Origin of the sequence: Streptococcus raffinosi (assembly GCF_030284685.1) — a bacterium.
GTDB classification, from domain to species: domain Bacteria; phylum Bacillota; class Bacilli; order Lactobacillales; family Streptococcaceae; genus Streptococcus; species Streptococcus raffinosi.
In genome coordinates, this window is the sequence record NZ_JASUZV010000001.1 from 74061 (window position 1) to 87670 (window position 13610).

A 13610-nucleotide genomic window follows, 5' to 3' on the forward strand; every position below is an offset into this window, starting at 1 on the left:
ATGGATTGTTATAACTTTATTTTATATGGTAAACATCCAAGAATACTTACTTTTATTTACTAAAACACCGATTTTTAGTACAATACTACTATGAAAATATTGATTACATCGGGTGGTACCACTGAAAAAATTGATTCCGTACGAGGAATCACAAACCATTCAACAGGACACCTTGGTAAAAAAATCGCTGAATTATTTTTAGCTAAAGGTCACCAAGTAACCTTAGTAACAACCAAAGCTGCGGTTAAACCAGAACCAAAAGAAAATCTAAAGATTACTGAAATTACCAACGTAGAGAGTCTTCTTGAAACCATGGAACCTCTCGTTAAAGAACACGACGTTCTCATCCATAGCATGGCAGTCTCGGACTACACCCCTGTTTATATGACTAGTTTTAATGAGTTGGAAAATAGTGAGGACTTTACAGAGTTCCTAAACAAGTCTAACTCTGAAAGTAAAATTTCATCCGCTTCAGATTATCAGGTTCTTTTTCTCAAGAAGACACCAAAGATTATTAGTCTTATCAAACAATGGAATCCCAATATTCTATTAGTTGGCTTCAAACTTCTCGTAAATGTCAGCAAGGAGGAACTTTTTGAGGTTGCTCGTACCAGTCTTAAACGTAATCAGGCTGACCTGATTGTAGCAAATGATTTAAGTGACATTTCAGCTAATCAACATATCGCTTATCTGGTTGATGAACAAAGTCAAGAGAAAGTGTCAACAAAATCTGAAATTGCCCAAGCCTTATTTGAAAGGATATGTCATGACTAAACGTATCATTCTGGCTGTGTCAGGATCAATTTCTGCCTATAAAGCAGCCGATCTAACAAGCAGATTAAAGAAAAAAGGTTATGATGTTCACGTCATTATGACTGAGGCTGCTCAAGCCTTTATCACCCCTCTGACACTTCAAGTTCTCTCGAAGAACCCCGTTCACACTGATGTCATGGAAGAAAAATTAGCTGAACGTATTAATCATATTGACTTAGGAAAAGAAGCTGACCTCTTTATTGTAGTTCCAGCTTCAGCAAACACTATTGCCAAATTAGCTCATGGTATGGCCGACAATATGCTGACTGCTACTGCTTTAGCTTTACCTAGCACTACCCCAAAACTAATTGCCCCTGCAATGAATACGAAAATGTATGCGAATCCACTGACTAGGAAAAATTTAGATACTTTGCATGACCTTGGCTACCAAGAAATTCTTCCAAAATCAGGTTTACTGGCTTGTGGAGATACAGGACGCGGTGCTTTGGCTGATATTGATGTCATTCTTGAAGCAATTGACTCTAAGCTAATAAATTAATTTTCTACAAACAATAGGAGATGAAGATGAATAAGAAAAGTAAGGCAAACCAAACAGCGCAGTTGGCACTCTTGATAGCTACAATGGTGGTCATTGAAGTGCTCAGTCAAACTATTTTCGCTGCTTTTGTACTCCCCATCAAACCAACCCTAACACATATTCCAGTGATTATTGCTAGTATCGTCTATGGCCCCAAAATTGGAGCCTATTTGGGTGGTTTCATGGGACTTATGAGTATCGTCCGTAACACAGTGATCTACACAGTGAGCAGCTACCTTTTTAGTCCCTTTGTTGAAGGTGGAACTTGGGCATCTGCTGTTATTGCTATTGTCCCTCGTGTATTAATCGGTATCTTACCGTATTTTGTTTACAAGATACTTCAAAACCGCTTAGGCTTGACGCTTTCTGGAGCCATTGGAGCATTTACAAATACCTTTTTCGTACTCTTAGGTATCTACTTTTTAATTCCTAATTTCTACTCACAGGGTGGCAAAACGTTAATGGCAACCATTTTTACAACCAACTCGATTGCCGAAATGGTTATTGCTGGACTTTTGACAGTAAGTATCACTCCTATGCTTCTACGATTGAAAAAGTAAATTATTTAATCTATGGATAGTGCTGAAAATCAGATACTATTCTACAAACTCGTAAGGAAAATTTTTATGAAAAAATCAACCGCTATTTCACGAATTGCCATCTTTTTTGCAGTAATGCTCACCATTCATTTTGTGACGTCCTTCATTCTCGAATTTGTTCCGTCTGGGATTCAACCGACCTTGGTTCATATTCCTGTTGTTATCGCTTCCGTCATTTATGGACCTAGGATTGGAGCCATTTTGGGACTCCTAATGGGACTCTTTAGTGTGACCATGAATACATTGGTCTTGACACCAGCAAGTTTCCTCTTTAGTCCCTTTGTCTCACATGGAAACCTCTATTCTCTCATTATTGCACTGGTTCCACGTATTTTAATTGGAGTGACTCCTTACTTCGTCTATCGCTGGCTACACAATCGTACTGGTTTGGTAACAGCTGCTATTGTCGGATCTATGACCAATACCATTTTTGTTCTATTAGGAATTTACATCTTCTTCGGCAACATCTATGGTGGCAGCTTTCAACATTTTCTTGCTTTGATTTTGACAACAAACTCTCTTATTGAAGTCATTGCTACAGTTCTTGTCGCAACTGCAGCCGTTCCGACGCTTGAAAGATTAAAATAATTAGTTAGGTCAAGACTGATATGTCTTGGCTCTTTTATTTTCATTTACATTTCAGATACCATTTTCTTTTTAAAAAGATTTACAATTATCGCTAGAATTTTCTGAAAAAATTTGTTATAATGTAAGCGGTTAGAAATATAAAGGAGAATGCTATGTCTTACACTGAAAATTATAAAAAATGGCTCGATTTTGCTGAATTACCAACTTACCTTCGTGACGAGTTGGTCGCAATGGATGAAAAAACCAAAGAAGATGCCTTCTATACCAACCTTGAATTCGGTACAGCTGGTATGCGTGGTTTGATTGGTGCTGGTACAAACCGTATCAACATTTATGTGGTCCGTCAAGCGACTGAAGGTTTGGCGCAATTAATCGACTCAAAAGGTGAGGAAGCTAAAAAACGTGGGGTTGCTATTGCCTATGACAGCCGTCACTTCTCTCCAGAATTTGCATTTGAATCTGCACAAGTTTTGGCAGCGCACGGTATCAAATCTTATGTATTTGAAAGCCTTCGTCCAACACCTGAGTTGTCATTTGCAGTACGTCATCTTCACACATTTGCTGGTATAATGGTAACAGCTAGCCACAACCCTGCACCATTTAATGGTTACAAGGTTTACGGAGAAGATGGTGGACAAATGCCACCAGCAGATGCAGATGCATTGACAGACTACATCCGTGCTATCGAAAATCCTTTCACAGTGAAATTGGCTGATTTAGAAGAAAGCAAGGCTAGTGGACTCATTGAAGTCATCGGTGAAAATGTTGATGCTGAATACTTGAAAGAAGTTAAAGATGTCAACATCAACCAAGACTTGATTAATGAATACGGTCGTGACATGAAGATTGTCTACACACCACTTCACGGTACAGGTGAAATGTTGGCACGTCGTGCACTTGCTCAAGCTGGATTTGATGCTGTTCAAGTCGTTGAAGCTCAAGCTGTTCCAGATGCTGACTTCTCTACTGTCAAATCACCAAACCCAGAAAACCAAGAAGCCTTTGCTCTTGCTGAAGAACTCGGTCGTAAAGTAGATGCCGACGTATTGGTTGCAACTGACCCTGATGCAGACCGTCTTGGTGTTGAAATTCGCCAACCAGATGGTTCTTACCTCAACCTTTCAGGTAACCAAATTGGTGCTATCATCGCCAAATATATCCTCGAAGCTCACAAAACAGCTGGTACCCTTCCAGCTAATGCAGCTCTTTGTAAATCAATCGTATCAACTGAGTTGGTAACTAAGATTGCTGAAAGCTACGGCGCTACTATGTTTAACGTCTTGACTGGTTTCAAATTTATCGGTGAAAAGATTCATGAATTTGAAACACAACACAATTACACTTACATGCTTGGTTTTGAAGAAAGCTTCGGTTACCTCATCAAGCCATTTGTACGTGATAAAGACGCTATCCAAGCTGTTCTTATCGTTGCAGAAATCGCAGCCTACTACCGTTCACGTGGCATGACATTGGCTGATGGTATTGAAGAAATCTACAAAGAATACGGCTACTTCGCAGAAAAAACTATTTCTGTTACTCTCTCAGGTGTTGATGGTGCTGCTGAAATCAAGAAAATCATGGATAAATTCCGTGGCAATGCTCCTAAACAATTCAACAAAACTGATATTGCTAAGACAGAAGACTTCTTGGAACAAACAGCTACTACTGCTGCCGGCGTAGAAAAATTGACAACTCCTCCAAGTAATGTATTGAAATACTTCTTGGCTGATGATTCATGGTTTGCCGTTCGTCCTTCAGGTACAGAACCAAAAATCAAATTCTACATTGCAACAGTTGGAGAATCTGAAGCAGATGCTAAACAAAAGATTGCCAATATTGAAGCAGAAATTAACGCTTTCGTAGGGTAATAAGATTTAACTGTTTAGACATCAAATAACACAAGATTATATTGAATAGTCTCTCAGACTATACAAGCTTACAGGGGTTAGATGGAACATTGATTCTGTCTAACCTTTTTATGATTTCCTTTATGTCTGTTTTAAGTTTGAGGGAAATCAGAACATCTTTATGCCACTACCTTTTGAGAGACAAAGAAACCACTTATAGATAAATCTATAAGTGGTTTTAAAATCGTTTTATTACTTCTCAGAATTTGAATGACTCTTAAATAAAGCATGTGTCGCATTGTAAATATGTCTAGCTGTCGCTGCATTATTCATCGTATACAGGTGAACTCCTGCAACGTCTTGTGTAACCAAATCCACGATTTGGTCAACAGCATATGCTAAACCGGCAGCTCTAAGAGATTCAGGATCATGCTCATACTTATCCAAAATAGCACGGAATTTACGTGGCAAGTGGATATTTTCACAGGTCTTAAGTAGGCGTAAGGCTTGATTACGATTCAAAATAGGCATAATACCAGCATGGATAGGCACATCAATACCAGCAAGAGTACATTTATCTTGGAAATCGTAGAAGCGTTCATTATCAAAGAAGAGTTGAGTCACAAGACTAGAGCAACCAGAATCAACTTTTTTCTTAAGATTTTGAATATCGGAGATTTGATTTGGTGAATCAGGGTGACCTTCAGGATAACAAGCACCGACAATATCAAATTGAGGAGCCTTTTCCTTGATAAACTCAATCAAATCAGTAGCATATGTGAAATCTTTAAGAGGTTCAACCCCTGGGATAATATCACCACGAAGGGCTAAAATACGATGCACACCGACAGCATCTAATTCACGAAGTGTGTCCGCAACCTTTTCTTTTGTCAAATAAATAGCTGGAAGATGGGCAATTGTCGGGATAGCTAGATCATTTTGAATATGGTTTGCCAAAGGAACCGTTGTCTCTTTGATATTATATTTGTTATTACTAGCTGTGACACTAATAAAATGGGGTGACAGTCCTTTCATATCCTCAAGGGCAAGCAAAATTTTTTCATTACCTACAGCTGGATTAGGCGGAAAGACTTCAAAAGAGAGTGATGGTGTTTGGCTTGTCATATATTTTACCTTCTTCTTTTTAGATTTTTGTTGAGACAAAAGCAAATTTTAGTGTTTAGTCATCTCAGAACCACATAGAAACAATTTTAGCTAGCCTACTTGCAAAAATCTTTAGGAATCATTACCTATTGAAGACCCTCTACACTCAGTAAGAAGGTCTTCAAAGTATTATAATGTTAATTACAAGTGTTCACGCGCTTCTTTAGCAGCATTAACTAGTTTGATCAAGCTTTCTTTTGTTTCTTTAATTCCGCGAGTCTTCAAACCACAGTCAGGGTTGATCCAAACTTTGCCACTTGGTACTTTGGCCAAGATCGCTTCGATAGTGTGATCAATTTCACCGTCTTGTGGGACACGTGGTGAGTGGATATCGTAAACCCCAGGTCCAACTTCTGTTTGGAAGTTTTTGGCTTTCAACTCATCCAAGATTTCAAGGTTTGAACGGCTAGCTTCAAATGAGATGACGTCCGCATCCAAGTTATCGATCGCTGGGATGATATCTGTAAATTCTGAGTAACACATGTGCGTGTGGATTTGTGTATCTGGCGCTACAGTTGAGTGTACCAAACGGAAGGCTGGAATCGCCCAGTCAAGGTAATCTTCGTACCAGTCGCTACGACGAAGTGGCAATTTCTCACGAAGAGCAGCTTCGTCGATTTGGATGATTTTCACGCCTGCAGCTTCAAGGTCAAGAACTTCATCCTTGATAGCAAGAGCGATTTGAAGAGTAGAATCCTTGATAGAGATGTCTTCACGTGGGAATGACCAGTTAAGAATGGTAACAGGTCCAGTCAACATCCCTTTAACAGGTTTATCTGTACGGCTTTGTGCGTAGCTAGACCATTTCACAGTGATTGGGTTAAGACGAGTAACATCTCCCCAGATGATTGGTGGTTTCACCCCACGCATACCGTATGATTGTACCCAACCGTTTTTAGAGAAGAGGTAACCAGACAAGTTTTGACCGAAGTACTCAACCATGTCGTTCCGTTCAAATTCACCGTGTACAAGAACATCAAATCCAACTTCTTCTTGCCATTTGATCCATTCATCAATTGTTTCAGCAAGGAAGGCATCGTATTCTTCTTGAGTCAATTCACCCTTACGGAAGGCCAAACGTTTAGCACGAACTTCTTTCGTTTGAGGGAATGAACCGATGGTTGTTGTTGGAAGCGCTGGAAGTTTGAAGGATTCTTTTTGGATTTCTTCGCGTTCTGCGAAAGCTGGCAAACGAGTGTAGTCTGCTTCTGTCAACGCTGCGATACGAGCATGAAGTTCAGCATTTGCTCCGACACGTTCGGTTGCAAAGAGTTCTTTGTTGGCAGCAAGAGCTTCTGCACCTTGACCATTGCGGATGGCATCCAAATCACGCAATTCACCCAATTTTTCAACCGCAAAGGCGAAGTGGTCCAAAATAGCTGGTTCAAATTCTTCATTAGCAGTTGTAAATGGCACATGAAGAAGGGAGCAAGAAGTCGTCAAGACAACCTTTTCAGCTGGAACTTGATCCAAGATTTCTAAGCTCTTTTCATAGTTGTTGCGCCAGATGTTTTTCCCATTCACAATACCAGCATAAAGGGTCTTATCAGCTGGGAAGCCACCTTTCACCAATTCAAGTGTTTTCTTCCCTTCAACAAAGTCAAGACCAATACCATCTACTGGCAAGTTCACAAGGTCAGCGTAGACATCACGAACATCACCAAAGTAGGTTTGAATCAAGACTTCAAGGCCTTTCTTGTCCGCCAAGAGTTTGTTGTAGAGGTTCAAGAAGAGAGCTTTTTCTTCGGCTGTCAAGTCTTTAACAAGAGCTGGCTCATCGAGTTGAATACGAGTCGCACCAAGCTCAGCCAATTTGGCAAAGACTTCTTGGTAAGCAGCAACCAAGCTGTCGACGAAGTCTTCAGCTTTCACACCATCTTCAAAGTCAGATAATTGAAGGAAAGTGAATGGTCCAACGACTACTGGACGAGTGTTGATCCCCAATTCTTTAGCTTCTTGGTACTCATCAAAAATCTTGTGACCAGCCAATTTCACTTCTGTTGTTTTTTCAAATTTAGGAACGATGTAATGGTAGTTGGTGTTGAACCATTTTTTCATTGGAAGGGCACGCACATCCCCTTTTTCACCTTGGTAACCACGCGCCAAAGCGAAGTATTGTTCAAGGTCTGTCAAATCCAAGTTTTGAACAGATGCAGGCACGACGTTGAAAAGGAAGGCTGCATCAAGGAAATTGTCGTAGTGTGAAAAGTCATTTGAAGGAATCTCTGAGATGCCTTGTTCTTTAACGATGTTCCAGTGTTTTGCACGCAAGTCTTTAGCAGCTGCCAAGAGCTCGTCTGCTGAGATTTCTTTTCTAAAGTATTTTTCAGTTGTAAATTTTAATTCACGGAATTCACCCAAACGTGGGAAACCAATGATAGTAGTTGACATCTTGTGTCCTCCTCTTTGTTGTTGCATTAATCTTACCAAAGAAATAGCTTTCTGTATAATTGGTATTAGTTTTCTCTATATATAGTTTTTAGCTATAACCCATAAACTAAGGGATTTGTCCTGTCTGTTATCTCCTTTTGCTTAGATATTATTATAGCTAATAACTATAGGTATGGTAGCAAAAAATCCCTAGACATTTGTCTAGAGATTCTTGTTGCTGTACCTGATAGCTTAAGCCTTACCTTTATCATTATTGCTGTATTAATAGAGAAAGCCAGACCTATAATGACTAACTCCTAATAGATTCTATCACTCTCTCTTGAATCCAAGATGATGTATAAGACATATTTTCACTATTATAACTATTCCAAATAAAATAACCAAAAACTGCTAGTACAAGTAGGAAACAAATTCCCAAAACGGCTAACCAAATGATTTGTTTCTTTAAACTGTCATATTCATTCATATAGCCATTATGAATTTTAATCAGTTCATCTCTCTTTTTGTTATTAGACTCTTTGGCAATGGCAATTTCAAGTTCATACATCTGGTGTTTCCAAGAATTGCCTTTTTTTGTTTTTTTGTTTGAAAGGTTGCTGCTACCTTTCTCAAAGTTATTCTTTTCAGTCATAATTCCCTCTAAAATCTTCTTTTACTCCTTTCATTATAACATATGTAAAACTATCTGAAAAGTTCATCTTTGGTTAAAATTTTGAGAATAAGATTTAAAACATGAAAAATAACCAGAGACAAACTTCTTATGTTATACTCTAACTATGCATAAGAAAACTGTTATTGATTTTAAAGATTTTGGGCTGAGACAAGTCTTTAAAAATCCTCTCAAAGAATTAAAAACCAAAGATATTAATGAAGTTAAACCACTTCTAGCCCAAGTAGAGGCCTATCAAAAAGAAGGCTATTATGCAGTGGGCTACCTTTCCTACGAAGCGTCTGCGGCCTTTGAACCTAAGTTTGAGGTTTTGAATGGCCCCTTAATGTCTGAATATCTCCTCTATTTCACCATTCATGAAACCGTTCAAACGGAACCTCTTCCATTATCGTATGAGCCAGTTTCTCTACCGGATTCATGGAAGGAGCTAACTTCAGCTTCTGAATATAAGGAGGCTATCCAGAAAATACATCATCATATCCGACAAGGAGATACCTACCAGGTCAACTATACTGTTCAATTGCAACAAGACCTAACTGCAGACCCTTTTGCCATCTATAACCGTCTTGTTGTCGAGCAGAATGCTCACTACAACGCCTTTATTCAACATGATGACCTTTCTATTATTTCAATAAGTCCAGAGCTTTTCTTTAAGAAAGAGGGCGATACACTAACCACACGTCCTATGAAAGGCACGACCAGTCGCGGTTTAACAACTGCCACTGACCTCAAACAGGCTCAGTGGCTTGCGCATGATCAAAAAAATCGTTCAGAAAATATGATGATTGTTGATCTCCTACGCAATGATATGAACCGTATCTCAAAAATAGGTAGTGAAAAGGTCAAAAGCCTTTGTCATGTTGAACAATACTCTACAGTTTGGCAAATGACTTCTACTATTGAAACACAGCTCTTAGAAAATAGTAATCTAAGTGATGTCTTTCAAGCACTTTTCCCTTGTGGATCAATCACTGGAGCACCCAAAATAGCTACTATGTCTATTATCTCAGCGGTAGAAAAACAGGCGCGTGGTGTTTATTGTGGGGCTATCGGTATTTTACCACCTCAGGGACCGACAATTTTCAATGTTGCAATCCGAACCCTTCAAATGCAGGGAACAAAAGCTATCTATGGTGTCGGGGGAGGCATTACCTGGGATAGCAATTGGGCAGATGAATATGAAGAAACCAAGCAAAAAGCAGCTGTTTTATATCGTCAAAATCCTAAATTTGATCTCATTTCAACTGGTCTAGTCCATCAAGGAAGATTACTCTTTTTAGAGGAGCACCTTAATCGCTTACAAGAAGCCAGCCGCTACTTTGATTTTCCTTTTAAGAAGGAAGAAGCTCACTATCAAGTAGAATCCCTGTGTCAGTCTTTTGATGTTGACACAGACTATCGGCTTAAATTCTCTCTTTCAAAAGACGGTGAACTAAAGTTTGACCATTCTCCACTAATAGACTTGTCCGATAGTTTTTGCCAAGCAAGATTAGTAGAGCAATTGCATCCTTTAAATAGCCCCTATACCTTCTTTAAAACAAGTTACCGACCTCACCTTAGTATTGGACCTCATGAGCAAATCTACTATAACCATGAGGGGCAACTCCTAGAAACCTCTATCGGTAACCTCGTTGTCAAAATTAATAACCAACTTTACACACCTCCTGTGCAACTTGGTATCCTAAATGGGATTTACAGACAGCACCTGATAGCTCAAAAAGAAGTTAAAGAAAAGGTATTAACTTTAGATGACCTAAAACAAGCTCAAGCTATCTATGCTTGTAATGCTGTGAGAGGATTGTATGAATTAAGTATTAGAGGTTAACCTGAGCTTTAAAGGACCACTTTGTGTTTTCTACCAATCCGTCACTGCTAGCGATTAAGTTTTATTACTATTTCTTCTATTGAGTAATTAACCATTTCAGTTTAAATGCAGTATAATACTAGGTAGCAGTCATTAAAGCTATGATTCCTTTAATGACAAATAACACAATCCTGAAACTTAAAGCTCAGGAACAGTTTTAGAAAGGACAAAAACCTTAAATGAAAAATTTTAAAGGCTTGACTTCTGCTGAAGTTCAAGCAAGTAAAAACACCCATGGCGATAATAGGCTCTCTAGCAAAGAAGCTAACTCGCTTCTCTCAATCTTTATAGAAGCCTTCCAAGATCAGTGGATTCTTATCCTCTTGGCTGCCTTAGGATTAAAAATTATCTTCAACTTTGTTGGAATGATTTTCCCTGCTGTTGGTGAAGCTAATTGGTATGAGGCTATCTCACTAATTTTCGCCATTTTAATGTCTACAGGATTTTCAGCCATTTCACAATACCGTAACGAGCAAAAATTCAATACCCTTCAGGAAGAGGCTTCAAAAACTAATGCTAAGGTTTATCGTGATGGTAAACTTAAAGAGGTTCTCGTGGATAATATTGTAAAAGGAGATCAAATCCTCCTTCAATCAGGGGACAAGGTTCCAGTGGACGGTATCATCTTGGAAGGTGAGTTAAAAGTAAACCAAGCTGTCTTAAATGGTGAGAGCGAGGATGCTAAAAAACTTCCTCTTGGTAATCAAGAAGAACCAGATTCTTCAGACCTCTTTACAGAGCTCAAAGTCTTCCGTGGAACTGTTGTGACTTCTGGTGAAGCTGTTATGGAGGCTACACAAATTGGTGACAATACAGTCTTAGGAAGTATTAATACCTCTCTTCAAGAAGACAGTAAAGATTCCCCTTCTAAAGAAAAGCTTAATCAACTTGCCGGAAACATCGGTGTCCTTGGTTATAGTGCCGGTGGTGCCTATTCCGTTATCAACCTTGTATTAGGCTTTATTGCCCTCAATAAGGCTAATAACCTCAATGGTGGTTCAATTTTCCTTCTTATCATTGAAACAATTCTCTTTGCGGTTACTATCATCATCATGGCTGTTCCAGAAGGACTTCCAATGATATTGGCCCTTGTTTCTTCTATGAACTCAGGTCGACTTTTGGCTCAAAATATTCTGGTTCGCCATCCTGATACCATTGAAACAGCTGGATACATGAATATCCTCTTCAGTGATAAGACTGGTACTATCACTGAAGGTAAACTATCTGTAGTTGACTTTTTCCTTGCTGATGGAACACTCTATGCAGCAACTGGTGAAACTAATGCTCCAGATTTTGACACAATGTCAGATAGCCTTAAAGCAGAAATGATTAATGGTATCGGTCTTAATAATGATGCTATGATAGCAGATGGCAATGCTGTTGGTAGTAATGCTACAGACCGTGCACTTCTTGACTTCCTTATTGGACGTGATAGCCTTAATTTTGATACCAACTCTATTACTGAGAAGCAACAATTCAACTCAGCAACAAAATTTGCAAGTGTGACGACTAATGACGGAAAAACCTACATCAAGGGCGCTCCAGAATTTATCCTAAATGACTGCTACTACTATCTTGATAAAGATGGACATAAGCAAAACTTTACAGATGATATCAAAACTCGTTTCCAAGAATTATCTTTGGAACAAGCGAACCGTTCAATGCGTTTGCTTGCTATCCTCAATACAGATGGTAATGATAAAGTCTTGATTGGTATCGTATGTATCCGTGATAATGTCCGTTCTTCAATTAAACAAACTGTTGAAACCATGAACCGTGCAGGTGTTCAAGTCGTTATGGTAACTGGTGACCGTAAGGAAACTGCCGTTGCCATTGCTAAGGAGGCTGGTATTGTTACTGGAGAAAACGACCTTGTTCTAACTCATGATGAACTCACTGACCTCTCAGATCAAGAACTTAAGCAAAAATTACCTTTCTTGAAGGTTGTTAGCCGTGCCCTTCCAATGGATAAAAAACGTCTTATCGAGGCAGCTCAAGATCTTGATATGGTCGCTGGTATGACAGGAGATGGAGTTAACGACTCACCTGCCCTCAAATCAGCTGATGTCGGCTTCTCAATGGGTGACGGTACTGAAGTCGCACGAGAAGCCTCAGATATCGTTATCTTGAATAATTCATTGACTTCGATTGAAAAAGCTGTCCTCTATGGACGCACCATGAGTAAGTCAGTAAGTAAATTTATTATCTTCCAGTTAACCGTTAACGGGACGACTATTGCCATGTCACTTCTCTCACCACTTTTAGGTCTCAAAGAGCCATTTACAATTATCCAAATTCTGTGGATTAACCTTATCATGGATACACTTGCTGCCCTTGCCTTTGGTGAAGAGCCTACGCTAGATCGTTATATGAACGAAAAACCAGTTGCTAAGAAAGCAAATATTCTTACTGGCTATATGAAGTCTGCTATCGGTGTAGCTAGTGTCTTCATTACTGTCGTATGTTTGGCAATTCTCAAAAATGTTGGTGGTATCCAAGACTTTATCACAAATGGAACTGGAAACTTTGAAATGGTAACAACATTTACATTTACTGTATTTATCTATGCCGTCATTTTCAACTCGCTTAATACACGTAGTAATGGATTCAATGTGTTTGAACATATCAGCGAAAACAAGAAATTCTCAATTGTAATGATTTCTATCGCTGTTGTTCAAACCTTGATTATCCAATTCGGTGGAAAAGTATTTAGTACTGTTCCAATGGATATTCATCACTATATCGTTGCTCTTCTTATTGCTGTATTGATTATACCAGCAGATTTCATTCGAAAGGCCCTTACAAAAAAGAATTAGCATAAACTATTTAGTTAAATCTCAAAAAGGATTGGACGTTTCTAATTACCTCCAATCCTTTTTATTTGTTCACTATTCTGTCCATCGCATAGTATAAATTGATTCATTAGATAATAGCTTAGTATCAATCTAGAATAAAATCAATATATCCTTACAAACTTGCTATAGCTTAAAAATAGGATGTTCTGAAGCCTTCGTATGAAATCCAAATATGAATGTATTGCACCAGTAAAATCATTTTAAATCTGTCACTTTTTATTACTTATATGCTCGTACAATGAGTTAACAGACTGTAAGTTGAAGTCATAATGATTTTTACC

At 38.7% G+C, this 13610-nt stretch carries 10 protein-coding genes; 7 read left to right on the plus strand and 3 right to left on the minus strand.

Going from position 1 to position 13610, the window contains the following annotated elements:
- Positions 1–90 precede the first annotated feature (90 nt).
- The 5 genes from QRD39_RS00370 (at position 91) to QRD39_RS00390 (ending at position 4406) form a co-directional block, all read left to right on the plus strand.
- Positions 91–774: a phosphopantothenate--cysteine ligase gene (locus QRD39_RS00370; protein WP_285955252.1), complete on the plus strand. Its 684-nt coding sequence runs from the start codon at positions 91–93 to the stop codon at positions 772–774.
- Entirely contained in the window at positions 767–1312 is a 546-nt protein-coding gene (gene coaC, locus QRD39_RS00375) for a phosphopantothenoylcysteine decarboxylase (RefSeq protein WP_285955253.1), read from the plus strand. The genes QRD39_RS00370 and coaC overlap by 8 nt, the downstream gene beginning before the upstream one ends.
- Before the next feature lie 26 nt (positions 1313–1338).
- A complete protein-coding gene (locus tag QRD39_RS00380) occupies positions 1339–1911 on the plus strand; it encodes an ECF transporter S component (RefSeq protein ID WP_008534825.1) in 573 nt (190 codons plus the stop codon).
- A gap of 66 nt (positions 1912–1977) precedes the next feature.
- Positions 1978–2538, plus strand: a complete 561-nt coding sequence (locus tag QRD39_RS00385; protein ID WP_143567178.1) for an ECF transporter S component — start codon at positions 1978–1980, stop codon at positions 2536–2538.
- 152 nt (positions 2539–2690) lie between these two features.
- Positions 2691–4406 carry a phospho-sugar mutase gene (locus QRD39_RS00390; RefSeq protein ID WP_285955254.1) on the plus strand — a complete coding sequence of 572 codons (1716 nt, stop codon included), beginning with the start codon at positions 2691–2693 and terminating at the stop codon, positions 4404–4406.
- Between the two features lie 231 nt (positions 4407–4637).
- Here the strand turns inward: QRD39_RS00390 and metF are convergent, their stop codons facing one another.
- The 3 genes from metF to QRD39_RS00405 all read right to left on the minus strand — a co-directional run bounded on the left by metF (position 4638) and on the right by QRD39_RS00405 (position 8571).
- Positions 4638–5510, minus strand: coding sequence for a methylenetetrahydrofolate reductase [NAD(P)H] (gene metF / locus QRD39_RS00395; protein ID WP_021145206.1), 873 nt, complete (start codon positions 5508–5510; stop codon positions 4638–4640).
- Positions 5511–5690: 180 nt separating this feature from the next.
- Positions 5691–7940, minus strand: a complete 2250-nt coding sequence (metE, locus tag QRD39_RS00400; protein ID WP_285955255.1) for a 5-methyltetrahydropteroyltriglutamate--homocysteine S-methyltransferase — start codon at positions 7938–7940, stop codon at positions 5691–5693.
- 289 nt (positions 7941–8229) lie between these two features.
- Positions 8230–8571, minus strand: coding sequence for a hypothetical protein (locus tag QRD39_RS00405; protein ID WP_285955256.1), 342 nt, complete (start codon positions 8569–8571; stop codon positions 8230–8232).
- 145 nt (positions 8572–8716) lie between these two features.
- Here QRD39_RS00405 and pabB point away from each other — a divergent pair, with 145 nt between their 5' ends.
- Positions 8717–10435 carry an aminodeoxychorismate synthase component I gene (gene pabB / locus QRD39_RS00410; protein ID WP_285955257.1) on the plus strand — a complete coding sequence of 573 codons (1719 nt, stop codon included), beginning with the start codon at positions 8717–8719 and terminating at the stop codon, positions 10433–10435.
- Positions 10436–10653: 218 nt separating this feature from the next.
- On the plus strand, positions 10654–13290 hold the full coding sequence (locus QRD39_RS00415; protein WP_285955258.1) for a calcium-translocating P-type ATPase, PMCA-type: 2637 nt from the start codon (positions 10654–10656) through the stop codon (positions 13288–13290).
- The last annotated feature ends 320 nt before the right edge of the window (positions 13291–13610 follow it).

Excerpts from the sequence above, each read along its gene's own strand:
- QRD39_RS00370 (WP_285955252.1), top strand. The coding sequence starts at position 91 with ATGAAAATATTGATTACATCGGGTGGTACCACTGAAAAAATTGATTCC.
- coaC (WP_285955253.1), top strand. The coding sequence starts at position 767 with ATGACTAAACGTATCATTCTGGCTGTGTCAGGATCAATTTCTGCCTAT.
- QRD39_RS00380 (WP_008534825.1), top strand. The coding sequence starts at position 1,339 with ATGAATAAGAAAAGTAAGGCAAACCAAACAGCGCAGTTGGCACTCTTG.
- QRD39_RS00385 (WP_143567178.1), top strand. The coding sequence starts at position 1,978 with ATGAAAAAATCAACCGCTATTTCACGAATTGCCATCTTTTTTGCAGTA.
- QRD39_RS00390 (WP_285955254.1), top strand. The coding sequence starts at position 2,691 with ATGTCTTACACTGAAAATTATAAAAAATGGCTCGATTTTGCTGAATTA.
- metF (WP_021145206.1), bottom strand. The coding sequence starts at position 5,510 with ATGACAAGCCAAACACCATCACTCTCTTTTGAAGTCTTTCCGCCTAAT.
- metE (WP_285955255.1), bottom strand. The coding sequence starts at position 7,940 with ATGTCAACTACTATCATTGGTTTCCCACGTTTGGGTGAATTCCGTGAA.
- QRD39_RS00405 (WP_285955256.1), bottom strand. The coding sequence starts at position 8,571 with ATGACTGAAAAGAATAACTTTGAGAAAGGTAGCAGCAACCTTTCAAAC.
- pabB (WP_285955257.1), top strand. The coding sequence starts at position 8,717 with ATGCATAAGAAAACTGTTATTGATTTTAAAGATTTTGGGCTGAGACAA.
- QRD39_RS00415 (WP_285955258.1), top strand. The coding sequence starts at position 10,654 with ATGAAAAATTTTAAAGGCTTGACTTCTGCTGAAGTTCAAGCAAGTAAA.